The following is a 26,684-nucleotide window of genomic DNA, read 5'->3' on the forward strand; positions in this document are numbered from 1 at the left end:
GGATGGAACTTATAGAAAGACTGCTATCCGTCTATCCAGTAGAAAGCTAACAGATATCGGGAGGAGAATTGCTTACCATGACACAATTTGAGGCATTTAGTTTACTTAGGGAAATAGCAAAAAAGCCAGTACTGGCGCAAATTGGCGGATTTCGTCCGGAGGAAGCGAGGATGAGTTGGTTTGGCGGGCATTTTTATATTGATAAGGAAGCGGGATGGCCTCATGACAAAGATGGTCCCATGATTCCCGTATTGCAAGCGTATGTGCCTGAAATACCTGGTGGGATCGATGGTGTGGGAGAGGCAAGTTTGATCCAGCTATTTCTTAACAGGAAACAGCTTCCAATCTATCCTGTTAAGAACGGAGAAGGCTGGCTACTCATCGAGCATCAGTCGGTGGAAGAGCTGCAATTAATGGAAACACCGGAAGAAGCAAGAGGTCTGAGGGAATTTCAGATTCGGTGGCACAAGGCTGATAGCGATGATTACCCATGCTGGGAAGAGGCTTGGGATTATGTTGACTTGACGGAAGTGAACGAGGATGAAGATGCGAGCGATCAGTTCTTCGATGAATTCGGCAGTTATCCGCAAACGAAAATAGGAGGATACGCATCCTATATCCAGTCACCGGTTTCCTTAGAAGATTGTCAGTATATCATGCAGATCGGAAGCGAGGAAAAGCCGAGATTTATGGTGGGTGACAACGGGACGATTTACTTGTTCAGGTCTCGTTCGACTGGTGAATGGCATATGCATTGGGATTGTTATTGAGACTTTGACGGTCAGATAAGATAAACGGGCGATAAAAAGCAGATTTTTTTACCCAATGGAATTAATTTTTTGTCATTATGGAGTGTTAAGAAATTGATCCCCATGTCTGACAGCAATAACTTGAGCTGGTTCCGGATTTGCAAATGGTAAAATGATGTTAGGGATAAGCCAGCGGTCAGTGGAGTCGTTTCGTCTTATCTCTGGGGCCTTTGACGCCTCGAGCAGTTTAAGCCGCGGGTTAGCTTAGCTTGCATACGACTGGCTTTGGTTAATACTTAAAATTAATGATATTTTTACCAGAAAAGGCAAAATAAAATGCAATTTCCTTAAGTTACTTTATTCTAAAGCTACAGGTGACATATCTGTATAGACAAATCTAAATAAGACAATATAAAACACCTACGAAAAGGTACACTTAAACAAAGTACTATTTCGGAGGTGATTTGCATGGGAAAAACTATGTGATACTTATAATTCCAGGTAGTATGCGCTAAACTATTCATGTCCTTTATAAGGTACCCCTTTTTTGCGCGAGATAAAAAGGAAAAATAAAAATACTTGCATTTTAAATCCAATTGAGTTAAATTATTTGATGAGTCAATAATTGATACATCAAATAATTTTTAAACTGTAAAAAGGAGGGAAGTTATTGACAAATTCTTGCTCTAAGGAAGCAATTATTTTATATAAATTATTTTTTATTAATAAAGAAATCAATTCGAAATTTGAAGGCTGCACAGGTGTTAGTCAGTCGCGCCTTGAACTTTTGCGCCATCTTTATCAAGCGGATGAAATGAGCCAGAAAGCACTTCAAAAAGAGATGAATATTGACAATGCTGCAATCACGCGGCATTTGAAACAACTCGAGGCAAACGGGTTGATTTTAAGACGAAAAAAAGCGAGTGACAACAGGATCACTCTTGTAACGCTAACTGATTATGGACGTCAAAAAATTAGTTGCTATCAAGAAGAAAAGAAACGTTTCGTCACTTCTATGCTAAAAGATATTAGTGAAGAGGAACGAGATTTGCTATTTGATATGCTAGATCGTATTCAAAATAGCATAAAAGAAATCTAAAACGTAAAACTTTAATGGAACGACGTTCAAATATTGATATACGCACCGGAGTGTTCATAGATGTTTTAAATTTTCTTTAATATAAAAGGATTGAGAGAAGAGGAGAAGAAGATGATTATTATTCATGCTGAAATGCAAATAGACGCAACAAAACAACAAATTTTTTTAGAAGAGATAGAAACACTAATTCGTGCTTCTAGACAAGAAAGTGGAAATGTTTCTTACAATTTATATAAAGATATAGAAAAGAATCATACATTTACCATGGTTGAAGTATGGCAAGATGAAGCGGCGGTAGCAAGCCATAATACAAGTGAACATTTTACTTCTTTCGTGGCCAAAGCTAGTAACTTTTTAGTGGCACCACTTGCTATAAAAGCATATGATGGACAACCTTTGCAAAGTTAGATAGCTCTAGTGTAAAAATGAGTTACAAGTAGACATCATTTTTTAATTGATTGGCGATTTATAAATGGGAAGATTGTTTATTAGAAAATATTCTGGATAACAATGACATGTCGGAATCCCTTAAATTGTAAAGTTTACATTTTTAAGAGATTCTCCTGCATTGCCCTCAACTTAGTTATTATAACTTTGATAATCGAGAATTAATTAAAAGTAGATGGAACAAAAAATGATTAAGAAAAACCTTCAAAAAAGGATGATATCGATGGCGCAGCCGTTACAAGACACGTCAAGCAGATTGAAGCTAAAAGAAGAAGGTAATCCTGAGGACAGCCGTATTATCCTTGCTCGGTTGAGCGAACAAGGGCGAGACCAAGTCAAGGCTTCCTCGGAAATCTCAGCATAGAAGAAAGCACTGTGTTTAAGAAAGTGCTGTTTGCAGATAAGGAAAAATATTAAAATATACAGGAGTTGTTTGCACATGAAAACTACATTAAAAACAAACGATTTTATGAAAATAATGAAAGAGCGCCGATCCATTCGCAACTATGATCCAACAGTTAAAATCAGCAAAGAAGAGATGACGGAAATATTAGAGGAAGCGACTACAGCTCCATCTTCAGTCAACGCACAGCCATGGCGTTTTCTTATCATCGAAAGCCCAGAATCCAAAGAAAAACTTGCAGCGCTTGCTAAATTTAATCAGTCACAAGTCACCACTTCATCTGCCGTAATCGCAGTATTTGCAGATATGAACAATGCAGACTATTTAGAAGAAATTTATTCAAAAGCCGTTGACCTAGGGTACATGCCACAGGAGGTAAAAGACAGACAAATTGAGGCTTTGAAGGCACATTTTGAACAACTACCGGAGCAAGTAAATCGGGAAACGATCCTAGTTGACGCTGGTCTCGTCTCCATGCAGCTTATGTTGACAGCACGCGCGCACGGATATGAAACAAACCCAATAGGGGGCTATGAAAAAGAAAATATCGCTGAAGCTTTCGGATTGGAAAAGGAGCGCTATGTACCAGTCATGCTTCTGTCCATCGGAAAAGCAGCTGATGAAGGATATGCTTCATACCGTCTCCCTGTCGATAGAATTGCGCAATGGAAATAATATAAATTGATATTAGGAAACAGAAAAGGGGGGATTAGTGAGTGGAAGTACTTGCGGCCATTTTAGTTGGGATAGTAGCAATAGAACATTTATTTATTATGATCCTTGAAATGTTTTTTATTGATTCAAAATTGGCAAAACGAGCTTTCAATTTACCGAAGCACTTAGAAAGAGATCGAAATGTAGCCATCATGTTTGCAAATCAAGGTCTATATAATGGGTTTTTAGCAGCTGGTCTCATTTGGGGACTCATACTTGGACTTAATTCAATTGGCTATATGATTCAGTTGTTTTTCATAATTTGTGTGGTAGTGGCAGCCATTTTCGGAGGCTTTACATCCAACAAATCAATTATTGTGAAACAAGGGCTTCCGGCTATTTTAGCACTGGTTACCCTTTTGTCTGTAATGTAGAACCGAAGCTTTTATATTTTATAAAAAAATCTAACAGAGTTATTAAAAGAAAATCCATTTTGAACAATCTTTCTTCAAAATGGATTTTTTGTATTCTTTGATAAATAAAGAGTCCATAAAATGTTTTAATCAATCTTTATTAAAAAGCTACTTTTGTATAAAGTTGCAACGTTTATCCCCCTTTAGTTCTAATAATTGGCAGGGGGTTTTTTAGTGAAGGGAAGAGGTATGCATATTCAAATGGGAGAATGATTGAAGGGAAGTAGCGGGGAAATTTATGTCATAAAATAGTTTCCTGATAACAAATATAGTAAAATAAAGGAAAAAGAAAAGGCGGTTTTTGAATGCAGCGCAACTTTGGAAAGTATGATATACCAGCAAGCCTTCAAAAATTAATGGAATTAGAGAAGGAACTTGGCGATTGTGAATCTTTTTATAATGGGCTTCACTTTTATATTTCATTATCCGACTTTCGCTATTTTAACACACCAAGCGATGTTATTGTATTTGGCCATATTGGAGTAGATGGTATTCATTATGGATTTTTAACAGACTATGGATCGGTTTCTGACCTTGAAGAGGCGCCTATTGTCTGTATATGTCCAATGGAGTTTGAAAAGCCAACCCGTATAGTCGCAAAAAATTTGCGTGAATTTTTACGTATCAATTGCACAGATAGTGATTTATTTTATAATTATTTCGCTGATGAAGACAGTTATTTAGTATTCAAGGAACGGGAAGTGGATGATGAACTTCATCCTCAGTCTGAACGACAATTATTAAAGTATATCGATAACTTTTTAGAAAAAAACATTCAAATGCCTATTATAGCTAATCCTTATCGCTATATTCAAACGCTTAGATTGCAGCGACAAAAAATGATAACTATTCAAACCCAGGATGGCATTGGTGTAATTGCTCCATTTCTTGCTAATGAAACGCACTTTCCTTTAAAAATTAATAAAGACGTTGAACCAGACTTAGCAGCTTTAAAAGCATACTTATCTCGTGCACCAATACCATCACAATATGCTGTATTTCGAGATATACAACTTCATCATGTTTTATCAGATGAACCACTGTTAAAGAAAATTGTGCTGGAATCCATGTATAATATAGGGCTTATCGATGAAGCGAATAGACTATCTTAAAATCTCTTACCAGGTCTAAAAAATCAGCTGGAAAATGTTTCTAAATGAAAGTGTTTGAAGACATATTAACCTAAGAAGTGCTGCATATCAGCATTTTTTGAATTTTTCTTTGAATATTTATATAAATGGACTTTTACAATTGTTCCATAAACAGATGCTTGTTTCACATGAATTATTCGAAATAATTAAATTTTATTTAAATGCTAAACTAGTCGTTGAATTGAAATGTGTTGCACCGCTTACCCCTTTGGTTAATACTGTCTAAAAGGGGTGTTTTTTAACATTTATAAGAAAAAGAAAGTCTTAGATTTAGCAGTGGATGAAATAAGGCCAAGGGACAGGTTGGAACTAAGATCTTTTTTGATAGGTTGATATAGGTATGTTATATGTAAAAGAAAACAGCTATTTTAAAAAGGAGGAAGAAATGGTTCATGTATTGTATATAGAAGATCAAAGTGATATAGGCAGCTGGGTGACAAAGGATCTAACGGGAAGAGGATATGAAGTAACATGGCTACAGTCAGGCGAAGGAGTGGAAGAGTATCTATTAACCGTAGATATCCTCATTTTGGACGTAATGTTACCAGGATTAGATGGTTTCTCTATCGGAAAGCGTATCAAAAAAGAAAATAGAGATTTGCCTATTTTAATGCTTTCCGCACGTACCTCAATTGAGGATAAAATAGAAGGTCTTTATTTTGCAGATGATTATTTAACAAAACCCTTTCATCCTGATGAGCTTGCAGCTCGTGTCGAAGTATTAATAAGAAGATATCAAAAGAATGACGATATATTAGAATTGCGACATTTAACTATTTATACAAAAGACATGAGATTAGTAAACAACGACACAGGAAGCGAAATTCAATTAACAGGAAAACAATATCATTTATTTCAATTCTTTATTCGACATTTGAACCAAATATTAACAAAAGAACAGCTATATGAAGGCGTTTGGGGCGAGCGATATATTGAAGGAGATAAGACTTTAATGGTTCATATTCGTTATTTACGAGAAAAAATTGAAAAGAATCCTTCAAATCCAACAATCATTGAAACGATTCGTGGCATCGGATATCGGGTGAAAATATGAGAAGGTTTTTCCAATCATTATTGGCGAAGTACATGATGATTATTTTAATAGCCATTTTTCTTGTTCAATTCGCATTCCTAGTTGTCACAATATTTGTGTCTGGTGTTGCAGAAAACATGGAAAGTGGAAGTCAATCCCAATATAGGAATGATTTCAATGAAATAGAGACAAAGTGGCATGCTGAAGCAAACAATTTGAAAAACGTCACGCCTGAAACAATTGAACAGCATTTTTCCAAGTGGAAAAATCAATTTCACGATGCCTCTATGTTTTGGGTTGATGAAAATGGTAAGTTAGGAAAGCAAGTAAATGTAAGAGAACAACTTCCTTCCGAATGGTCATCTGTTTTTACAGCAAAATTTATCAAAGGTCGATATGAAGGGGACCCCTTTACGGTTATTGCCTTTGTTGGAAAGGAAGAATCTCGAGGCTTTATAGTTTTTGAGATTCCTAGAACTGCGTTAAAATCTCCGCTTGAAAAAGCAAATGATAATTATGGCACGATATTATTAGTCGGTGTTATCTGTATCATCTTCTTATTTATTATAGCTTCCTTTTTATTTTTTAGAGGCATCAGAAAACGATTATTACAATTACAAGATGCGATGGAGATACGGGATGTTGACGGTTTGCCAATCCAGATTAACGTAAAAAAGCAGGATGAAATTGGACAACTTGAAAAAACGTTTAATCAAATGGTATTTGAACTCAAGGAAAGTAAACAACGTGAACAGAAAGAAGAACAAATACGGCGGGAATTAATTGCTAATCTTTCTCATGACTTACGGACACCTTTAACTAAAATAAGAGCTCAAACCTATTCAATTGCTAAAGAAGATTTATCAGAAGAGGGTACAAAAGCAATAAAGGCGTTGGAAGCCTCGGTAGTGAATATTGATAGGTTAATGGAAAATTTGATGTCATATACTCTACTAATGGCTAGTAAATATAAAGTTGATTGGAAGGATATAGATGTTATTCGTTATGTGCGTGAATGTTTAGCTTTATGGTACCCGGTTTTTGAAAAAGAGGGATTTGAAATAGAAGTTAAATTACTCCCGTTTAAAAATAGTAAATGGACGGTTGATCCAATTTGGTTAGGACGTATATTAGATAATTTATTGCAAAATGTATTGCGTCACGCTAAAAGTGGAAGATATATTTGTGTGAAAACGGAATCCACAGATCAATATGATGCTATAGTTGTTTCAGATAAAGGAAAAGGGATGAAGGGTATTTCAAATGAAGCAGGTGCAGGAATTGGTTTGTCTATTGTTGATATGATGGTGAAAGGTATGGAGTTATATTGGGAAATTAAGTCAAGTGAACATGGAACAACAATAAAAATAATAAAAAAAAGAGACTCAAGTAAAGATAGATTGGAAAAGGTCATTTAGCACCTTTTCCAATCTATCTTTTTTTAAACAAAATTTAACCTGTCAGCATACTCAGTTTTAACCTTCTTTTCCTAGGATAGAAGATGAGGTGAGAGAAATGGAATATGTAGTGCAGACGGAAAATTTATCTAAACGTTTTGGTAAAGAAGAGGCTGTTGCAGGCTTGAATATGAAGATTAAAAAAGGAGAAATATACGGATTTTTAGGGCCTAATGGTGCAGGGAAGACAACGACGATTCGTATGCTTTTGGGGTTGATGAAATCAACATCGGGTAGGATTCATATTTTTCAAAAGGATTTAAGGCTGGAAAGAAGAGACATATTAAAAAGAGTAGGTTCACTAGTAGAGAATCCATCCTATTATCCACATCTAACTGCTTATGAGAATTTAGAAGCATTGAGAAAGATTTTAGGGGTGCCGAAAACGAGAATTAACGAAGTATTAGAGATTGTTCGATTACAAGACGTGGCAAATAAAAAAGTAAAAGGCTTTTCATTAGGAATGAAGCAACGGTTAGGAATTGCTGCTTCTCTATTAAACAATCCCGAATTATTAATCTTGGATGAACCTACAAATGGACTAGACCCATCCGGAATTATTGAGATCCGAAATTTAATTAAACGATTGCCTGCTGAGACAGGAATGACTATATTGATTTCTAGTCATTTGTTGTCAGAGATTGATCAAATGGCGACAACGGTAGGGATCGTTACAAAAGGAAAAATGATTTTTCAGGATTCCATTGAAGCATTACGTATGTATGCGCAGCAAAGGATTTTATTAAAGGTTAGTGATAGTAAGCTAGCTTGGCGCTCCTTATTAGGAAAAGGGATAAATGCTGATTGGCAAGATGAGATCATTTTATTAACCGAGCATTCAAATGAGGGGGTAGCAAAAGCTGTACAGTCTCTTGTTCAAGAGGGATTTTCGATTTATCGTGTTGAAGAGGAAAAGAGATCATTGGAAGAAATATTCCTTCAAATGACTATGGAGGAGAAAGCAGTATGATTGGAAAACTTTTAAGGGCAGACTTTTTAAAAACTAAACGAAAAGGATTTTGGTTTCTAACCTTTTTAGGCCCCTTTGGTGTTGTCGCATTACAGATGGTTAACTATGGAGTGAGAAAGGATTATTTATTAAAACAGAGTGAGGATGATTGGGGATATTATTTATTGAATGTAAGTTCTTTTACACCACTTGCACTTGCATTAGGCATCGTCATTTTAACATCCTTTATGGCTAGTATTGAAAATGAAACGAATTCATGGAAGCAACTGATTTCGTTGCCTGTTTCCAAAATGAATGTTTATTTATCAAAATTTACAGTGCTTGCATTTTTTTTATTCCTATCATCCGTGCTATTGATGGTATTTACCATAGCTTTTGGAGTCTTTTTAGATTTGGGAGAGCAAACTCCATTTGTTGAAATAGTAAAATATAGTTTTTATCCGTATTTTGCCGCACTGCCTATATTGGCATTACAGCTTTGGATTGCCACTGTTAGTCAGAATCAAGGGATTCCGATTACCATAGGGATTTTAGGCGTGATTTTCGTTTATTCGGCCATGGTTTTACCAGATTGGATGATTTGGAAGTGGCCTTCATTAACGAACGAATGGAATGAGCCGATGATCAATGTCCTGCTTGGAATTGGAGTAGGTGTTTTATTATATATCGCTGGAATGATAGATTTTACAAGAAGGGATGTGAAATAATAAATGCTCTCTATTCTTCAATCAGAATGGTTTAAATTGCGAAAATCAAAAATCCTATTAATTATTTTTACCGGTCCACTCATTGGCCTTTTTACAGGGTTGACTGCTAAACCTTTCCATCTCGAAACGGAAATGAATGAATGGTATCTACCATTATTATCAATGAACTTGACATATGCTTTACTATTTTTACCTTTAGTCACAGGGGTGCTGGCGAGTGTGATATGCAGATATGAACATCAAGCTGGTGGTTGGAAGCAGCTGTTAGCACTGCCCGTAACAAGAGGACAAGTATTTACAGGGAAATACATATTGTTAATGCTCCTCGTATTGGTTATACAATTATTCTACCTTGGTGCCGTTTATGGAGTGGGAATGATGAAAGGTTTCACAGATCCATTTCCAATTGAAATTGTTTGGAAAAGTATTTTCGGAGGATGGGTTGCCACGTTTCCATTAGTAGCTTTTCAATTGTGGATGTCTATTCTATTCAAGAGTTTTGCTGCTCCTTTGGCTGTCAATGTGATCTTCACATTACCGTCAATATTAGCGGTGAATTCTGAGCGTTTTGGACCTTATTATCCATGGGCCCAGCCCTTTGCAATGATGTATATGAGTGATACTAGTGGTGATGTGTTTTCAGTTCCTTGGGACCAATTATTAACCGTAGTGGGAGGAAGTTTTATTTTATTTTTTCTTGGAGGGTATTTATACTTTCATAGGAAAACTGTATAGAACGGGTAAGCCTTATTCCAAATCAACTTACTTAATTGTTGTAAATTTATTTTTCCACATCACAACAAGAAAACCTTGGTATATTCAATTCTTGCTGTACCAAGGTTTTCTTTATAAAATATAAAGGAAGACTCTACAAAGGTGGAGAGACTATATCCGATCGATATATATGCTTATAAACCTATTTTAATTCCCGCTTATTTTCTTTTAAAAACTCTTTGTAATTTTCTCCCCATTCATTCATTAGAGAAATAATTGGTTCGAGCGTTCTTCCAAATTCCGTTAATGAGTATTCCACTTTAGGGGGGATTTCGGGATATACTTCTCGATGAACAATTCCGTCTTCTTCCAGTTCTCTTAATTGGAGAGATAACATTCGTTTGGTAATACCAGGCATTAATCTACTGAATTCATTAAATCTTTTCTTTCCATCTAATAAATAAAACAAAATAACGCCTTTCCATTTACCCCCAATCACATCAAGCGTTCCCTCAACCGGACATCCTTCGGGGCATCCATACCCTTTCTTTCGATTTCTCATCGGTACTCATACCTTTCTCATTTCTGCTTGTTCTATTTTCTTAATTAGTAACATAGTTAATAGCAGATTACAAGAATGTCAGTTGCAGCTGCTTTCATTTCTCTCCTAATAGGTAACATGTGTGATACCAGATTACAAGAATGTGCGTACTTACTCTTAATATATTTCTTTTTTATAATAAACATGAATAAAAAAGGAGGGCTTTTAAATGAAAGCAGTTGGATTGTATAAATATTTACCGATAGAAGAGGAAGAAAGTTTGATAGATGTCCAAGTGGAAAAACCAACACCAACCAAAAGAGATATACTTGTTAAAATAAAAGCTGTTTCGGTTAATCCGGTTGATGTAAAGGTACGTGCTCCTAAAGATAAAGAAGAATCAGAACCAAGAATTTTAGGCTGGGATGCAAGTGGAGTGGTGGAAGAAGTTGGACCAGATTGTAGAATGTTTAAACCTGGAGACGAAGTGTTTTATTCTGGTGACCTAACTCGACCAGGGACGTATAGTGAATACCATTTAGTTGATGAAAGAATTGTCGGATTAAAGCCAAAGTCTTTAAATTTTGCACAATCAGCAGCTTTACCACTGACATCGATAACAGCATGGGAAAGTTTATTTGATCGATTAATGATAGATGTAAATAACTACGAAGAAAATCAAACTAAGAGCATTCTTATTATTGGTGGGGCTGGAGGAGTGGGCTCCATAGCGATTCAATTAGCTAAAATGGCAGGTTTACAAGTGATTGCCACAGCATCCAGAGAAGAGAGTAAGCAATGGGTGAATAAATTAGGTGCTGATTATATCATTAACCATCACGAAAACTTTCGAACTCAACTACAAGATCATGATATAAAGGGCGTTGAGTACATTTTATGTTTGAACGAAACAGAGCAGCATTGGCAAAATATGGCCGATATTATTTTCCCTCAAGGAAGGATTTGCTCGATTGTAGAAATGGCTAATCCTATCGACCTTACTGCTTTAAAAAATAAAAGTGTCACGTTTGTTTGGGAATTTATGTTTACAAGATCTATGTATGAAACTCCAGACATGATTAAACAACATGAACTTTTATCCAAACTAAGTAAACTAATAGACGGCGGGAAAGTAACAACAACCCTTACAGAAACTCTTAGACCAATTAATGCCGAAACGTTACGTAAAGCACATAAAATTGTAGAAACGGGAAGTATGATTGGTAAAATAGTAGTTGAGAATGAATAAATGCCTAATGGGATTGTCATCTTATCTAAAAAGTAGACTGTTTGGTTAACAATGACTTAGGATTAAAGATTATTAGTCTATTTAAAACTAAATTTTGGGGATTTGCCTTATAAAAGGGAGAGGAAAACCAGCGAAGCTGTTATCCTCTCCTTAAGAATAAATACTCATCACATCCTCTACTCCTCACTATTCAAAAATTCCCTTACATAAATTCTGTCTACTCCCTCTAAAACAAGGGAACTATATTCAGCAAAATTAACCTTTGTGCTTTTCCCCTTTACAATAAAGTCCCCAGAAACTGCTCTAGTCTTATCCATTGCGGCATCGTAGAGTAAAGTAGCCCCTTTCGTGGGTGGAGAAGAGAAAAACTTCATCAATGGTTTTATATAAAAGGGAATACCTGATTTTTTTTCTTTCCGTAACGTATTGTTACTCCCGGGGTCTACACTTAGAAACCGGAATCCATTGGCACTCTCTTTTTTTGCTATTTCTTTTGTCCATAAAGATAGAGCTAGCTTTGCTGTCGCATAGGGACCAAATAATCTTTTAAAGGAAGATGGATTTTCCAATGTGTCTGGATCAAACTGTTTCATATGAAGGATGACAGCTGAAGAGGTATTCACAATTGTCTTATCCTCTCCCTTTTCAAATAAAGGGGACAGTTCCTTAAAAATAATATAAGGCACTACTGTCTGAAGTTCATAATGTAGTTCGCGATTTTGCTTAGAAAATAACAGCGAAGGAAAGGTGCCGCCGGCATTATTGAAAAGGAAATCTATTTTCTTCTCCGCTGCGTTTATTTCTTCCAGCGCTTTTTTTAGACTGTTAAAATCAGATAAATCGGCTTTATAAATTCGTAACTGTCCTGTTGTAATTTTTGATTGAATAAAGATGTCATCCTTCAAAAAAGAAGAACGTATTAATGCAATGACTTGACTCCCTTCTGCTAGGATTTTTTTTGTTAATTCTAGACCAATCCCATTATTTGCTCCAGTAATGACTACTACCTTTCCTGTTTCCAAAATAATTCCCTCCGATAGGATAAATAATTTTTGTTGGTAAATGAACAATTGACACTTAAGTTACAATTGTCACTTAGCTTGAAAGGATTGTATAATAAATTTAAGCAAAGAAAAAGCAAAGAATTTTTTTATGTGACACAGGAAAGGAAATTGGTGCATAAATGGATAAACGGGTTGAAAGAACACAAAAATTATTGCTGCAAAGTTTAATGATGTTTAATCTTAAGAATAAAAACTTTTATGAGATTTCCATCCGAGATTTATGCGAGCAAGCTGGAATTGCAAGGCAAACTTTTTATAGAAATTATTTAGTGAAAGAAGACATCATTATAAGACAGATATCCAACGTAATGAGTGATTTTAAGTCGGTTTTAAAGCAGCAATCTTTTAACGCTTCAGGCTTTATTCAACTACTAATTCAATTTTGGAAACAAAATCAAGAGACATTTGTATTAATTGAATGGGCTGGAATTAGTAATGAATTTATTCGTCAGTTAGCCAATTTTAATAAGCTTGTAATGGAGCAACATAAAGCATTCGGTAAGAATAGTGAATATATTGCAAACTATTATGCAGGCGCTACTTACATGTTTTTAAAGACATTTATGGAAAAGAACGATTTTAGCCAAGAGGCTTATGCCAAAGGAGCTGCGGTTTATAATCAGTTGACCAACCAATGCAAAGGTTTGTTTGAACCACTTAATTAGGAATGGAGTTAAGTTCATAACATAGTAATAACAATATTTCCCATAAAAGAAACGGAGGACGAATATGAATAGAGAGACAGATGATTCAAAACAGGTAGTTATTCAAGTTGGAACCGTGCTTAAAAAATTGCGAAAGGAGAGGCGGTTGAGTCTTGAAAATTTATCTGAGATATCAGGTGTAAGTAAGCTGACGCTGGGAAATATTGAGCGGGGAGAAACTAATCCAACAATTGGGGTATTGTGGAAGATTTCGCAAAGTTTATCGATCCCTCTGATGGCGTTATTTTCCTCAGGAAACAGTGTAAATGTATCGCGAGCTGGTAGCGGGGTAAGAATTTTCGGAGATGATGGCAATTGGGCTGTAGAGCCGATTTTTCAAAATCAAAAGGATGAGATGGAAATGTGTCGAGCATATTTACAACCGCACAGTTCTTATTATCCAGAAAAGCATCACCCTAATACGACGGAAATAGCAACGGTGATGTCGGGAACCATCACCATTAATGTCAATAATGAGTCATATATCTTAAATGAATATGATTCGATTAGTTTTGATGCAAATGGAAACCATTCCTATATAAATCAAACCGATAACGTTGCTGTACTCTACATCTTATTGAGATACGGGAGATAGTGGTTAGGTTATACCATCCAGTAGCGGGGATATATTTTGTTCTAGAAAAAAGAATGGACAAACACCCGCTTGTTATATTATATTATTCATTGTCACGGTGAAAATATATTATAATATACCAAATTGCTTGACTGACGACTTCTTATTAATGAGGCAGGACTCATTTCATAGTCATTTGGCTATTAGAATCAGGAGGAAACAATGACTAATCAACATATACAATCAAATCGAGCTGTTCATAAATCAGCCGTTTGGATGATTGTTATAGGAATAATCTTTATTGCTGCTAATTTAAGAGCTCCATTAACATCAGTGGGTCCAATAGTAGGATTTATTAGGGATGATCTTCATATTTCTAATACATTAGCAGGGATGATTACCACATTGCCATTATTATCTTTTGCGTTTTTTTCTCAGCTTGTACCTAAATTGGCTCGTAAATTTGGTGTGGAAATGATGATTCTGATGTCTATTATCTTTCTTACACTAGGCATTATTTTACGTTCATTATCTGGGGTGGCTGCTTTATATATTGGTACTGCTGTGCTAGGATTGGCGATTTCAATTTCTAATGTGCTATTACCAAGTCTGATTAAACAAGAGTTTCCAACTCGAATTGGATTAATGACAGGTGTATATTCTATTTCGATGAATTTATTGGCTGCTATTGCTTCGGGAATAAGCGTTCCAATTGCCATTGGACTTGGAATTGGCTGGAAGGGTGGATTGGGAATTTGGGGGATACTTAGCTTCCTATCCATTTTATTCTGGCTGCCTCAAGTAAAGCATCTCAACAAGGAAACACCAGCTGTTCGAAATAAAGTAGTAGATACTCAGGTGAACTTGTGGCGCTCTCCATTAGCTTGGCAGGTGACCTTATTTATGGGGTTACAATCGATGGTCTTTTACATTCTTATTGCATGGCTGCCTGAGATTTTACAACAACAAGGAATAAGTTCAGACCAATCTGGCTGGCTGCTTTCTGTGATGCAATTAGCATTACTTCCGTTTACCTTTATTGTGCCTATTATTGCAGGGCGTATGAAAAGTCAGCGTTCTTTAGTCACTATCATGAGCGTTTTGCTTTTAGCGGGGACACTTGGACTAATTTATGGAAGTGCAAAGTTAATTGTATGCTGGATTATCATGATAGGCATTGGGGGAGGTTGTGCCTTCAGTTTATCGATGATGTTTTTTGGCTTGCGAACGGAGAATGGCAGACAGGCTGCAGAACTATCTGGCATGGCTCAATCAGTTGGTTATTTACTCGCGGCTATTGGTCCTACGCTTTTCGGGTATTTACATGATGTAACGAATAGCTGGACTGTTCCGTTGTTCATTTTAGCTGCTGCTTCATTACTGCTCTTTGTATTTGGATTAGGAGCAGCTAGAGATAGGTATGTAAGCACAAGTAAATAGTTTATCTTAACGAAGGTTTTTCCTGGTGCACCGCCGGAGAATCTTCGTTTTTTTGTGTGTGGGTTAAAAAAGACGAAGGAAGAATGAGATAGAAATGGAGATTATTGCTAAGTACATATAAAGTTTCACGGGGCTTTTCTGGGGAATAGTTAAGAGACTAAAACATTGGAGGGAATATTATTGATGAATAATTATAATGCAGATCCCAACAAGGCAGAAGAAACAGTGAAAGAAATGAATAGAAAAACAATCCAAGAGAAGCTAGAGAATTTTGATGAGTTTAAATCTTATTTAAGCAGTAAAATAGAAGTAGGCAAAAATCTTGGCATGGATGAAGAACAATTAGCGAAAAGCGCGGAGAAAGTCGCTGGCTATCTTGCTAACAATGCAGAACCACAAAATCGAGAGGAGGCACTTCTTCGGGAACTGTGGAAAGTGGGAAATGAAGAGGAACGACATAAATTAGCACATATGCTTGTGAAATTGGCAAATTAATATTAATTCGGGATTTCAATTATTTAGAGGATAAAGGAAATGATGGAAAGTTAATGAGAATTAAAAAAGGGCAATCGCTTTAGCGTTGCCCTTTAAATATGTCTAAAATAGTTTAAATTTATTAGTAGTCTACTTGATTTTACCGCCTCATAGTTGGTGAAATGGAGAATTTTCATCAAAAGATGGCAAAATCACGTATAACTTACTATTTGTAATTGACAGAAAAATAGAAAACAAGTATTATAATTGAGAATGATAATCATTTATATTATAAAATTATATAGAAAAAGAGGGACATACATATGTTTAAAAAACGAAGAAAGCCATTTATTCCTATTTTTTTGTTCTCTATTGTAGCCATTCTTTTACTAGCGGGTTGTTCAAGTCAGTCATCTTCGAAGGCTGATAAAGAAAAATCGGCTGATTCCAATACAGATTCATCGTATCCAATAACGATTAAGCATGCGCTTGGAGAGACTGTAATTAAGGAAAAACCTGAACGTGTTGCGACGATTGCCTGGTCTAACCAAGATGTAGCACTTGCGCTTGGCGTTGTACCTGTTGGTTTCTCAGCAGCAAATTATGGTGTTCAAGATGATAGCGGAATGTTACCTTGGACTGCAAAAAAACTAGAAGAGCTAGGTGAAAAAAATCCGAATATTTATCAAGATACAGATGGCATAGACTTTGAGGCGATTTCTGATTCTAATCCAGATGTCATTCTTGCAGCGTACTCAGGACTTACACAGGAAGAGTATGATACTTTAAGTGAAATTGCTCCTGTTGTTGCATATCAAAAAAACCCTTGGGTTGCTTCTTGGCGTGAACAAGTAACGTATAATTCAATGGGGATGGGTATGGAAGAAGAAGGGAAGCAGCTTATTGCAGATACAGAAAAATTCATTGCAGATAAAGCAAGTGAGTTTCCTGAATTGAAAGGGAAAAAAGCGGCATTTGTAAGTGTTAATGGTGCTGACTTATCCAAGTTTTATATCTATTCACCAACAGATCCACGGGGGGAATTCCTTACAGAGTTAGGGATGGAATACCCGGAAAGTATTACCAGTCAAATTAAGGATCCAACTAGTTTCTATTTGGAAGTAAGTGCTGAAAATGCAGACATATTAAATGATGTAGATATTTTTGTATCGTATGGAAATGATAAAACACTTGCCGCTTTACAAAAAGATCCGATTTATGGAAAGATTCCAGCTGTACAGCGAGGGTCTGTTGTCATTATCGAGGATAATACGCCACTTGCAGCAGCCGGAACACCAAGTACACTTTCGATTGAATATACGCTCGACGAGTACCTAAAATTACTCTCAGAAGCTGTAAGTAAAGTGAAGTAAATGGAACAGACATCCGTTTTAAAAAATAAGCAGTTATTAATACCGAGAAAATTTATTAGCGTATTAGTAATTTCTATTATCTTACTCGGTATAAGTATATTGGCGTCTCTTGCTTTTGGATCTCGCACTGTTGGCTGGAATGAAATACTGGATGGATTATTCCATCCGGAAGTACAGTCTCACGGAGCAAATGTTGTCCGCCAAAGAATTGCTAGAACTGTATTTAGTTTGTTGTGTGGTGCTGCATTGGGAGTTTCTGGTGCTCTTATGCAATCCGTCACTCGTAATCCGATTGCAGATCCTAGTATATTAGGAGTAAACACAGGTGCAGCTCTATTTGTTGTTTGTGGGATATCCTTTTTCCATATTGGCACTGCTGGTCAATACATTTGGTTTGCATTAGCAGGAGCAATCTTAACTGCCATTTTTGTATTCGGAATTGGTTCGATGGGGAGTGGCGGTGCCACCCCCCTTAAACTCGTTTTAGCGGGAGCAGCGACAAGTGCAGCTTTATCCTCTCTTGTAATGGCTATTATGATTCCGCGTTCCAATGTTATGGATCAATTTAGATTTTGGCAGGTGGGAAGTGTTGGTGCTGGAAATTGGGATTCTATCTCTATTTTCATTCCTTTTCTCCTTATAGGCATTCTAATCGCCTTGTTCTCTGCCCCGGGCTTAAATGCTTTGGCCTTAGGGGATGAAGCAGCAAAGGGATTGGGTGTGCGGACCGGCACACTTAGACTTGTCGCGGCATTTGGAGGGGTCTTATTGTGTGGGGCAGCAACAGCTCTAGCGGGCCCAATTGGTTTTATAGGTTTACTTGCAACCCATGTGATCCGTCTTATTATTGGTCCTGATTTGCGCTACATTATTCCAATGTCCGCTCTAGCAGGAGCGATTATACTAACGATTTCAGATGTGTGCGGCCGGATTATTGGCAGTCCCGGTGAACTGGAAGTGGGCGTAGTTACAGCCTTTATCGGGGCACCAATTTTAATCTTAATAACTATGAAAGCGAAAATGCGTACGTTATGATGAATGAATCAATGAATCTTATTATGGTAGGTAGAACAAGAAGACGTCGTCGTTTTATTATTGTGACTTGTTTGTTAGCAATCATTGCTTTTGCTTTATGCTGCATGATGCTTATGCTGGGAAATACGATTTATCCAGTTGGGGATGTAATTAGTGTTTTACTAGGCGAGCAAGTGAAAGGAGCCTCTTTTGCGGTCGGAACAATCCGTTTTCCAAGGATGGTGGCTGGTGTTTTTGCTGGTTTTGCTTTTGGTATTTCGGGACATGTGTTTCAAACAATGCTTCGTAATCCTCTAGCAAATCCAAATGTTATTGGAATAACAGCTGGCTCAAGTGCCGCTGCGGTATTTTGTATCATCGTTCTTCATGCAAGCAGTACTTTTGTTTCCATTGCTTCTATTATTGGTGGATTAGCTACAGTCCTGGTTATTTTTCTATTGTCGAAAGGAACTTCTTTTTCTATTGGCAGGTTAATATTGATAGGTATTGGCATACAGGCAATGCTAAATGCCGTAATATCCTATTTATTGCTAATTGGACAGCATCATGATGTTCCGACAGCAATGAGATGGTTAAGTGGTAGTTTAAATGGGGTGAAGATGGAAAATATTTACCCGCTTATGATTACTGTTCTTCTTTTGGCACCTATCATTATCTTACTTGGAAAGCGACTCGATATGTTAGAGCTTGGCGAACAAACTGCCGCATCACTAGGCATCAACACAGATAGAACAAGAGTTGTACTGGTTATTAGTTCGGTTCTAATCATTGCGTTAGCTACTGCTACCACTGGACCGATTGCATTTGTTGCATTCCTTTCGGGCCCTATCGCTAAACGATTAGTTGGAATAGGATTTTCTAGTGTTATTCCAGCAGGTCTGGTGGGAATCATTTTGGTTTTAGCATCTGACCTTATTGGACAGTTTGCATTTGTTGCTAGATACCCAGTAGGTGTGATCACTGGTATTCTAGGTGCACCATACTTAATCATGCTATTAATTCGAATGAATCGAAAGGAAGAATTGTGATGGATAAGATACATGAGTTTCGAGCGGAAATGTTAACAGCAGGCTATGAAGGCAAAACGATATTGCAAGATATTGAGCTTGAAATTCCGAGTAATAAAATTAGTGTGATTATCGGTGCAAATGGCTGCGGAAAATCAACGCTTTTAAAAACACTATCCAATCTTATTAAGTCTTCCTCTGGCAGTATTGCACTCGACGGAAAGGCAATTAGTAAATTTCCGCCAAAACAATTAGCACGCATTCTCGGTATTTTACCACAATCTCCTATTGTACCAGAAGGAATAACAGTAGCAGATCTAGTTGGGCGAGGGAGATTTCCTCATCAAAATTTCTTTAGTGGCTGGTCTAAGAAGGATTATGAAGCAGTTGCAGAAGCAATGGAAATTATGAAGATTACAGAATTTGCTAATCGAAATATTGATGAGCTCTCAGGTGGTCAGAGACAACGTGTCTGGATTGCAATGGCACTTGCTCAGCAAACAGATATTTTATTTCTTGATGAGCCAACCACTTTCTTAGATATCACCTATCAAGTGGAAATATTAGATTTACTGACAGATCTTAATCGAAAATACGGTACAACGATCGTAATGGTCCTGCATGATATTAATCTTTCGGCACGATATGCAGACTATATTTTTGCACTGGAAAAAGGCAAGCTTGTAGGAGAAGGGAAGCCAGCTGATATCATTACAAGTAAGTTGGTTAAAGATATCTTTGGACTTAATTGTACGGTGATTAATGATCCGGTCTCAGGAACTCCTTTAGTTGTGCCGAAGGGCCGATATCATGTTAATGCATAGGTTTATGATGAGAAAGCCTTCAAGTATATGAAAACTTGAAGGCTTTTTGTGTCTATATACCGGACGATCTTAACACTGGCAATAATACTTTATTTTGGAAATAATATTGTTTCTTTTGGGCATATTACATGTTATATGCCAAATCTTCTTTAAAGGATGATTATTTATGTCCATCGCTATTATGTCACTGTTAGCATGTATAGTATTGATTGTATTTGCTATTGTTCCTAAAGGTTTAATGCTTACGGAAATTGTTTTTTTGTACTTTATTATTGCAATTTTAACAATTACGATATTTACAATATTAGATGTTAATTTGCACTGGGTCCCTCTTACTCGCACGGTTGAAGGTTCATTTGCTATGTATATTTGTCGCTTTATTGTGATTCCATTTCAAATTCTCTTGTCAATTTGCATACTTTGCTCTTCTTGGAAAATAAAATGGCGATTACTATTTTCCGGGATTATTGTATTATTCTTATGTTTGGAAGATCGGATATATATATGGGCAGATCTTCTTGCTTTCGAGAATTGGAATCAGTTATATTCTGCTCTTTTGTATGTTATATCAATAGTCTTAGTATGGTGGATAGCCCGCTGGTTTATTGGCCTAGATAAAGGAGAGTTGGAAGAAAAATGAAAGAATTACATTATGATTTTCATTTTAATTTAAATGAGTGGAGTATCCTTATCTCGATCTTTTTGGGATTTCTATTGGTGATATTGCTCCCAAGACGTTTTACTAAAAAGACGATGAGTATATACCTTATGTGTGGTGTTTTTTTTGGTTTCATTTTCGACCATACGTTAAGTATTTTACCAGTGCGTTATTATATAATAAATGACAGTTCTTCTTTTGAGATAATGGACTTCTTATCCCATGTGATGTATGCCCCGATAAGCTACCTTTTCTTTTATCTATATGATCTCTTCAATATTAAACCCCATTTTACGCTGTTATACATTTTAGGCTGGGCCCTTGTGAGTGTCGCGATAGAAAGGGTTTGTGGCATGATAGGGATTTTTCATTATCAACATGGATATACGATTTATTATTCCTTTGTTATTTATTTATTAGTTATTAGTATTTGGGTTATCTTTTACAGATTGATTAAAGAACATGGGGAGAAACAATATTAGCCGAATTCCGTTTAGATTTTTCCTAATCGTTTGTATGAAAAAAGCGTAAATATGCGTCATGATTAGAAAAAGGAAGAAGAAGAACGAGAATAGGTTCTTACTGCTTATTATTGCGCTAATTTTGTCCGAAATGGCTCTTTACAAATCTATATACAGAGGAGTAAGATACAAAAAAATAAGTATATCGCTGAATCCTCAACTAGAGGAACGGGGGACCCAATTTTTTGTGATAAAACACTTGGGGTGAATCCTTTTTGTAAAAGGTAGGGTTATTCTTAGACCCGAATCCGACTGCTAACTTCGTAAGCGTTTAAAGAAGGAGAATCGATACTTGTGTTCATGGATGGAAGATTAATGAACCACAGGGGGATACCTCTGTGGTTTTTGGTATGCCGATATTTTAGAGTTGGTAAGACTATGGTAACGGAAGGAAGAAGGGGAAAAAATGAGGTTTCCTAAGAAAAAGGATATAATTGCTTTAAATCCACCTCAGATTCTTATTTTTGTTTTTTTAGCTTTTACTTTGCTAGGGACAATGCTTTTGAAGATGCCCTTAGCTACAACAGGAACCATAACATGGACGGATGCTCTGTTTACGTCGACTTCTGCGATGACGGTTACAGGTTTGGCTGTTATTGATACGGGTGGTTCATTTACTTTGTTTGGAGAAATTGTAATTTTATGCTTAATCCAAGTTGGTGGATTAGGAATCATGACGTTTGCTGTTTTAATTTTTATGACATTGGGAAGAAAAATTGGCTTTAAAGAGCGGCTGTTGATCCAACAGGCTCTCGGTCAAACATCCATTGGCGGAATTATAAAATTGGCAAAACAGTTGTTCTTATTTTCTATTACTCTGGAGACTATTGCGGCAGTTCTTCTAGCGATTAGATGGGTTCCAGAAATGGGGTGGCAAAAAGGGGTCTATGCTGCTATATTTCACTCTATTTCCTCTTTTAATAATGCTGGATTTTCGATTTGGCCAGATAACTTATCTAGATATGTGGCAGATCCAGTCGTAAATATCGTTATTTCGCTTCTATTTATTATAGGAGGAATAGGTTTTACTGTTATATTTGATCTTTGGAAAAAATCAGAGTTTAAAAAACTAACCCTTCATACTAAGATAATGGTAGTTGGAACAATTGTAATTAATGTTGTTGCTGTGCTGCTCGTATTTGGCTTTGAATATGATAACCCTCAAACATTAGGAGATCTATCTTGGTCTGGTAAGATTCAAGCTGCTTATTTTCAAGGAGTGGTTCCAAGAACGGCAGGCTTCAATACAGTTGATATTGGAGGACTAAATGAATCTACCTTGTTTTTTATGATTTTGCTTATGTTTATCGGAGCAGGAAGCGGGTCTACTGGAGGAGGGATTAAATTAACAACTTTCCTTGCAATGGTATTTTCTGTTCTATCGTTTTTAAGAAACAAAGAGGATATTGTCATCTTTAATCGATCAATAGATGATCGAACGGTTGTTAAATCTTTAGCCATTACTATTATTAGTCTGTTTGTAATCTTTGTTGCCATTTTTATTTTAGACATAACTGAGAAAGACGCAAGATTCCTTGCTATTGTATTTGAAGTAGTATCTGCTTTTGGAACATCAGGATTGTCGATGGGATTAACATCAACGTTAACGATGGCAGGGAAGTTTGTCATTGTCCTTGTTATGTTTGTTGGGAAAATTGGCCCTTTAACCTTGGCTTTCTCATTAGCAAAACCAAATAAATCAAAGATTCGTTTTCCGAAAGAGGATATTTTAACAGGATGAATAATAAAGGGGACTGTTTTCAGGAAGAAAACAAGCCCCTTTTTTAAGAAGTATAACCAATTAAGAAACTGATAAATAATATTATTAATACTATGGCTGTTATTCCAACATATAACCAGTCCTTTTCTTTATAGAAAGCATAACAGGATATTCCAACTCTTAATACAGGGGTTAGGATTAAACAAAAGAGACCTAGCATAATAATGGCAAATGGTTTAAAGGCAGCAACCCCAATAAAAATATCTTTAAAATTAGTAGGGAACGTTTCCTTATAACCAGAGTTATTTGTAATCAAATAAGTAATAATGCCTACTAAAATAATCAGTGCAGAGACAAGAACCCCGAATCTAAGTATTTTTCCGATTGTTTCCTCAATAATGACTAATTCTTCTTCAGAAGTTTGTTCTTTTTTTTGTGCTTCCATTAAAATTTCACCCCAAACCCTTCAAATATCATTTGAGCACCGATATAGCATAAAAGTGGAATAAAGATAATTCGGATCCATTTTTCTGGTAATATTTGCATTACTTTTGCTCCAATTGTGGATCCAATTAATACCCCAATAGCAACGGGAGCAGCAACTTCTGGTAAGATAGAGCCGTTGAAAAATAATACAGTTGCACTTGCAGCAGCAGTAACTCCCATCATTAGGTTGCTAGTTGCGCTAGAAGGCTTGAGTGGCATTTTCATAAAGGTATCCAATGCCATTACTTTAAAGGCACCACTGCCAATCCCTAGTAACCCACTAGCCAATCCTGCCCCAAACATCACACTAAATCCTGCTGGGACTTTTTCGACTTGATAATCAATTTGTGTCTTTAGGCTTTTATCATAATATGTATTATTTAGTTTTAGCCTGTCCGATAAATAGTCAGGTTGTGCCTTTTTTAATACTTCTTCGCCTGAACGGAGCTTTTGTACCATATTGATCGCTGAGTAAAGTAAGAAAGAACCAAATAAAATAAACATAAGAGTTGGCGAGAGAATGCCTACTAAAATTGCTCCTATGATCGCTCCAGCAGTAGTAGCGATCTCTAAAAACATGGCTACGCGAATATTGAGCATTCGATCCCTTAAGTATGCTACTGCTGAACCTGAACTTGTTGCAATAACTGATATTATACTTGCTCCAATCGCATGGTGGATATCAAACCCAAATCCTAGTGTTAGAACTGGAGTAAGGATAATCCCTCCGCCTATTCCGAGGATAGAGCCCAGAAGCCCGGCAAAAATACAAATAAAAAGAAGTAAAATGAAAGTTAGCATTACATAGCCTCCTAGTGAATAAGGTAATGTCTTAAACATAGTGATGAATCTCTACATAAAAGAATCAAATGAAAAACGATAAATAAGTCGTACTTAAGAATTAGAATGATAGTTTGAAAGAAAGAAAAAATTTGTTGTAAGTTATTTGAACCATACTATTATGTTGACGATATGTCAACATCTTTATTTGTTCTAATCAACTAATAATTAATAATTAATAAATAGACAAATTTATGACGCTTATGTGTTTATTTTAGACCATCGATTGCAAGAGTATAGGATAGAAATATTGATAGGGAATAGATAATAGAAAACGAATTGTTTGTTGACAAAAAAACAACAGTTCGTTATTTTAGTAATATATCATCTGTTAATACCACAAAGTCCATATATAAATGAATAAGAAAAAGATAGGAGCTTAATCTAATATGAGTGACACCAATGAGATTGGATTATTATTAAAAAATCTTTTGAAGAAAAACGCTATTTCAATGAGAAAGCTAAGTGTGTTAACGAATATTGACACAGCTACAATCTCTCGAATAATTAACGGCAAAAGAAGACCAACCCCAGAACATATTCAAAAATTCGCAAAATTTTTTGATTATCCTGTAGATAAAATGTTTACAGCGGCCGGTTATTTACCTTCAGAAGCATCAAGTCAATCAGAGGATATCTTCGATTCTATCGAATCCATTCAAAGTGAATTATTCTCTTCTAACCACTATAAGGAGACCTTTTCTATCAAAGAAGTGCAAGAGCAACTTCATAAATATAATCATTATGCATTGACTGATGAAGGAAAGGGATTAGTAGCCGATAAATTTGCAGAAAAAGTGCAAAAAGTAGAAGGGGTAGGACCATTCATACAACAACTAAAAGAGTATTATCAACGTTTTTCCAACAAAAAAGGAAATATTACGGAATTAGCTGTTATGGGAGCCGCTCTTATCTACTTTATAATTTCCGTTGATGTTATTCCGGATTACATTTTCCCAATCGGATATTTAGATGATGCGGTAGCAATTAAGATTTCGGCTAAGCTTTTGCCTGCAAAGGGTTAGAGAATAAGGAGATATAGAATGGAAAATAATATGAGAGTAAAAAGGAAAAAAGGAATAAGGTGGAAGAGGGTTTTTGGCTTTGCTATTCTTATTTTTGCTTTAGCCGTTTTTTATTCTGTTTATCAATATAATAAAGGTTTAAAACAAGCAACCCAAACAAAAGGGAATAATAAAATAGAAAGTAGTTTTGAAGACTTTGAGGGACCTGAGCCACAATATGGAGAAATTAATATTATGTTGTTAGGAAGTGATTCGCGAGGAGAGGAACATGCTAGAACGGATACACTAATGATTGTTCATTATAATCAAAATACACATAAAATGAAAATAGCCTCTATTATGAGGGACATATATGTAAATATTCCGGAAATAGGATATCAAAAAATGAATGCGGCATTTGCTTATGGTGGACCTGAATTAGTAAGAAAAACCTTAAAAGAGAACTTTGGTATTGATGTTAATTATTATGCGATTGCAGATTTTGAAGGCTTTTCCAAAATCGTAGATATAGTAGCTCCTAAAGGAATTGAAGTTGATATTCCATATGAGATGTCATATGGGATTGGTATGACATTACATCCAGGGAAACAAGTATTACATGGCGATCAATTATTAGGTTATGTCCGCTTTCGCCATGACCGATTAAGTGATTTTGGCAGGGTGGAGAGACAGCAGGAAGCAATAGAAAAGCTGAAAGAACAAGCAGTTAGTATGCACAGCGTAGTGAATTTACCTAAAATCCTAGGTACTGTTACGCCTTATATTCAAACAAACTTAGATACACCTACAATATTGTCGATAACAAAAGGGTTAGTAGTAAATAAATCAGAGGATTTGGACCGTATTAGAATTCCAGTTCAGAACTCCTATGAAAATGATACGGTTAATGTGGGAGCAGTATTAAAAATAGACATGGATGAAAACGCAAGAATATTAAATGAATTTTTAGATGATGGACTTGTAGAAGGAAAGGCAGGTAATTAATCAAATAAATCTTCCTTTGCTGATGGCTATGCTTTTCTATAGTCTTAGTTTAGTAACAATCCTCATCCTAATTATGGGTGAGGATTGTTTTAACTGATAATAAGTTTTACTAGAATAATATTTTTTGGTAGAACAAGAGAGTTGAATGGTGAAACACTTTTTTTATGCTTGCAGATTTCCCTATATAGTTTGTGTACAACGAGAGTGAGAAAAGAAAATTAATAGAATTCCCTAGCATATTTTGTCAGAAAATATGCTATTATTATTTTATTCATAATACAAAGAGAACTTATTTAAAACACTATGGG

29 protein-coding genes and 1 riboswitch are annotated in these 26,684 nt (G+C 36.0%); of the genes, 25 read left to right on the top strand and 4 right to left on the bottom strand.

The window, feature by feature from the left end:
• Window positions 1-77 precede the first annotated feature (77 nt).
• From NiCM35_RS14810 to NiCM35_RS14860, 11 genes are all read left to right on the top strand, one after another.
• Window positions 78-770: a DUF1963 domain-containing protein gene (locus NiCM35_RS14810; RefSeq protein WP_123258707.1), complete on the top strand. Its 693-nt coding sequence runs from the start codon at window positions 78-80 to the stop codon at window positions 768-770.
• A 649-nt stretch (window positions 771-1,419) separates the two neighbouring features.
• Window positions 1,420-1,848, top strand: coding sequence for a MarR family winged helix-turn-helix transcriptional regulator (locus NiCM35_RS14815; RefSeq protein WP_123258708.1), 429 nt, complete (start codon window positions 1,420-1,422; stop codon window positions 1,846-1,848).
• A gap of 111 nt (window positions 1,849-1,959) precedes the next feature.
• Window positions 1,960-2,256, top strand: a complete 297-nt coding sequence (locus NiCM35_RS14820; RefSeq protein WP_123258709.1) for a putative quinol monooxygenase — start codon at window positions 1,960-1,962, stop codon at window positions 2,254-2,256.
• A gap of 478 nt (window positions 2,257-2,734) precedes the next feature.
• Window positions 2,735-3,373, top strand: a complete 639-nt coding sequence (locus NiCM35_RS14825; RefSeq protein WP_095331352.1) for a nitroreductase family protein — start codon at window positions 2,735-2,737, stop codon at window positions 3,371-3,373.
• 41 nt (window positions 3,374-3,414) lie between these two features.
• Window positions 3,415-3,786: a DUF1304 domain-containing protein gene (locus NiCM35_RS14830; RefSeq protein ID WP_095331350.1), complete on the top strand. Its 372-nt coding sequence runs from the start codon at window positions 3,415-3,417 to the stop codon at window positions 3,784-3,786.
• A 344-nt stretch (window positions 3,787-4,130) separates the two neighbouring features.
• On the top strand, window positions 4,131-4,937 hold the full coding sequence (locus NiCM35_RS14835) for a hypothetical protein (RefSeq protein WP_123258711.1): 807 nt from the start codon (window positions 4,131-4,133) through the stop codon (window positions 4,935-4,937).
• A 424-nt stretch (window positions 4,938-5,361) separates the two neighbouring features.
• Window positions 5,362-6,030, top strand: a complete 669-nt coding sequence (locus tag NiCM35_RS14840) for a response regulator transcription factor (RefSeq protein WP_095331376.1) — start codon at window positions 5,362-5,364, stop codon at window positions 6,028-6,030.
• The gene (locus NiCM35_RS14845) at window positions 6,027-7,427 is read left to right on the top strand and encodes a HAMP domain-containing sensor histidine kinase (RefSeq protein WP_095331348.1); all 1,401 of its coding nucleotides are present in this window, start codon (window positions 6,027-6,029) and stop codon (window positions 7,425-7,427) included. The genes NiCM35_RS14840 and NiCM35_RS14845 overlap by 4 nt, the downstream gene beginning before the upstream one ends.
• A gap of 97 nt (window positions 7,428-7,524) precedes the next feature.
• Entirely contained in the window at window positions 7,525-8,436 is a 912-nt protein-coding gene (locus tag NiCM35_RS14850) for an ABC transporter ATP-binding protein (protein WP_095331346.1), read from the top strand.
• Complete coding sequence (locus NiCM35_RS14855) at window positions 8,433-9,143, top strand: ABC transporter permease (RefSeq protein WP_095331344.1); 711 nt, start codon at window positions 8,433-8,435, stop codon at window positions 9,141-9,143. The genes NiCM35_RS14850 and NiCM35_RS14855 overlap by 4 nt, the downstream gene beginning before the upstream one ends.
• A 3-nt stretch (window positions 9,144-9,146) precedes the next feature.
• On the top strand, window positions 9,147-9,878 hold the full coding sequence (locus tag NiCM35_RS14860) for an ABC transporter permease (protein ID WP_095331342.1): 732 nt from the start codon (window positions 9,147-9,149) through the stop codon (window positions 9,876-9,878).
• 181 nt (window positions 9,879-10,059) lie between these two features.
• Here the strand turns inward: NiCM35_RS14860 and NiCM35_RS14865 are convergent, their stop codons facing one another.
• A complete protein-coding gene (locus NiCM35_RS14865) occupies window positions 10,060-10,419 on the bottom strand; it encodes a winged helix-turn-helix transcriptional regulator (RefSeq protein WP_047943959.1) in 360 nt (119 codons plus the stop codon).
• 208 nt (window positions 10,420-10,627) lie between these two features.
• Here NiCM35_RS14865 and NiCM35_RS14870 point away from each other — a divergent pair, with 208 nt between their 5' ends.
• Window positions 10,628-11,647 carry a zinc-binding alcohol dehydrogenase family protein gene (locus tag NiCM35_RS14870; RefSeq protein WP_163185821.1) on the top strand — a complete coding sequence of 340 codons (1,020 nt, stop codon included), beginning with the start codon at window positions 10,628-10,630 and terminating at the stop codon, window positions 11,645-11,647.
• 176 nt (window positions 11,648-11,823) lie between these two features.
• On the opposite strand, the gene NiCM35_RS14875 is transcribed toward NiCM35_RS14870, so the two are convergent.
• The gene (locus tag NiCM35_RS14875) at window positions 11,824-12,669 is read right to left on the bottom strand and encodes an SDR family NAD(P)-dependent oxidoreductase (RefSeq protein ID WP_217279740.1); all 846 of its coding nucleotides are present in this window, start codon (window positions 12,667-12,669) and stop codon (window positions 11,824-11,826) included.
• Between the two features lie 161 nt (window positions 12,670-12,830).
• Between NiCM35_RS14875 and NiCM35_RS14880 the strand changes: the two genes are divergently transcribed.
• The 11 genes from NiCM35_RS14880 (at window position 12,831) to NiCM35_RS14930 (ending at window position 23,062) form a co-directional block, all read left to right on the top strand.
• A complete protein-coding gene (locus NiCM35_RS14880) occupies window positions 12,831-13,376 on the top strand; it encodes a TetR/AcrR family transcriptional regulator (protein ID WP_095331338.1) in 546 nt (181 codons plus the stop codon).
• Window positions 13,377-13,440: 64 nt separating this feature from the next.
• Window positions 13,441-14,010 carry a helix-turn-helix domain-containing protein gene (locus NiCM35_RS14885; RefSeq protein WP_095331336.1) on the top strand — a complete coding sequence of 190 codons (570 nt, stop codon included), beginning with the start codon at window positions 13,441-13,443 and terminating at the stop codon, window positions 14,008-14,010.
• A gap of 201 nt (window positions 14,011-14,211) precedes the next feature.
• Window positions 14,212-15,429 (top strand): CynX/NimT family MFS transporter, encoded by a 1,218-nt coding sequence (locus NiCM35_RS14890; protein WP_433779921.1) that lies wholly within the window; start codon window positions 14,212-14,214, stop codon window positions 15,427-15,429.
• 234 nt (window positions 15,430-15,663) lie between these two features.
• Window positions 15,664-15,924 carry a DUF3243 domain-containing protein gene (locus NiCM35_RS14895; RefSeq protein WP_433780062.1) on the top strand — a complete coding sequence of 87 codons (261 nt, stop codon included), beginning with the start codon at window positions 15,664-15,666 and terminating at the stop codon, window positions 15,922-15,924.
• A gap of 302 nt (window positions 15,925-16,226) precedes the next feature.
• Window positions 16,227-17,276, top strand: a complete 1,050-nt coding sequence (locus NiCM35_RS14900) for an iron-siderophore ABC transporter substrate-binding protein (RefSeq protein ID WP_249879452.1) — start codon at window positions 16,227-16,229, stop codon at window positions 17,274-17,276.
• Window positions 17,277-18,311: a FecCD family ABC transporter permease gene (locus NiCM35_RS14905; RefSeq protein ID WP_433779924.1), complete on the top strand. Its 1,035-nt coding sequence runs from the start codon at window positions 17,277-17,279 to the stop codon at window positions 18,309-18,311.
• Window positions 18,308-19,339, top strand: coding sequence for a FecCD family ABC transporter permease (locus tag NiCM35_RS14910; protein ID WP_095331330.1), 1,032 nt, complete (start codon window positions 18,308-18,310; stop codon window positions 19,337-19,339). Before NiCM35_RS14905 ends, NiCM35_RS14910 begins: the two co-directional genes overlap by 4 nt.
• On the top strand, window positions 19,339-20,142 hold the full coding sequence (locus NiCM35_RS14915; protein ID WP_095331328.1) for an ABC transporter ATP-binding protein: 804 nt from the start codon (window positions 19,339-19,341) through the stop codon (window positions 20,140-20,142). The genes NiCM35_RS14910 and NiCM35_RS14915 overlap by 1 nt, the downstream gene beginning before the upstream one ends.
• A 166-nt stretch (window positions 20,143-20,308) precedes the next feature.
• Window positions 20,309-20,782, top strand: coding sequence for a hypothetical protein (locus tag NiCM35_RS14920; RefSeq protein ID WP_095331326.1), 474 nt, complete (start codon window positions 20,309-20,311; stop codon window positions 20,780-20,782).
• A complete protein-coding gene (locus tag NiCM35_RS14925) occupies window positions 20,779-21,282 on the top strand; it encodes a hypothetical protein (protein WP_433779926.1) in 504 nt (167 codons plus the stop codon). Before NiCM35_RS14920 ends, NiCM35_RS14925 begins: the two co-directional genes overlap by 4 nt.
• 175 nt (window positions 21,283-21,457) lie before the next feature.
• A riboswitch (cyclic di-AMP (ydaO/yuaA leader) is annotated at window positions 21,458-21,606 on the top strand.
• Window positions 21,607-21,727: 121 nt separating this feature from the next.
• Complete coding sequence (locus tag NiCM35_RS14930; RefSeq protein WP_095331322.1) at window positions 21,728-23,062, top strand: TrkH family potassium uptake protein; 1,335 nt, start codon at window positions 21,728-21,730, stop codon at window positions 23,060-23,062.
• 43 nt (window positions 23,063-23,105) lie between these two features.
• On the opposite strand, the gene NiCM35_RS14935 is transcribed toward NiCM35_RS14930, so the two are convergent.
• Both NiCM35_RS14935 and NiCM35_RS14940 read right to left on the bottom strand, forming a co-directional pair.
• Complete coding sequence (locus NiCM35_RS14935; protein ID WP_095331320.1) at window positions 23,106-23,486, bottom strand: DUF1634 domain-containing protein; 381 nt, start codon at window positions 23,484-23,486, stop codon at window positions 23,106-23,108.
• The gene (locus NiCM35_RS14940; RefSeq protein ID WP_433779929.1) at window positions 23,486-24,328 is read right to left on the bottom strand and encodes a sulfite exporter TauE/SafE family protein; all 843 of its coding nucleotides are present in this window, start codon (window positions 24,326-24,328) and stop codon (window positions 23,486-23,488) included. The genes NiCM35_RS14935 and NiCM35_RS14940 overlap by 1 nt, the downstream gene beginning before the upstream one ends.
• A gap of 428 nt (window positions 24,329-24,756) precedes the next feature.
• Between NiCM35_RS14940 and NiCM35_RS14945 the strand changes: the two genes are divergently transcribed.
• Entirely contained in the window at window positions 24,757-25,392 is a 636-nt protein-coding gene (locus NiCM35_RS14945) for a helix-turn-helix domain-containing protein (protein WP_433779931.1), read from the top strand.
• A gap of 18 nt (window positions 25,393-25,410) precedes the next feature.
• Complete coding sequence (locus tag NiCM35_RS14950; protein WP_433779933.1) at window positions 25,411-26,376, top strand: LCP family protein; 966 nt, start codon at window positions 25,411-25,413, stop codon at window positions 26,374-26,376.
• Window positions 26,377-26,684 lie beyond the last annotated feature (308 nt).

The organism is Niallia sp. M35, from assembly GCF_050971705.1.
GTDB classification, from domain to species: Bacteria; Bacillota; Bacilli; order Bacillales; family Cytobacillaceae; genus Niallia; species Niallia circulans_A.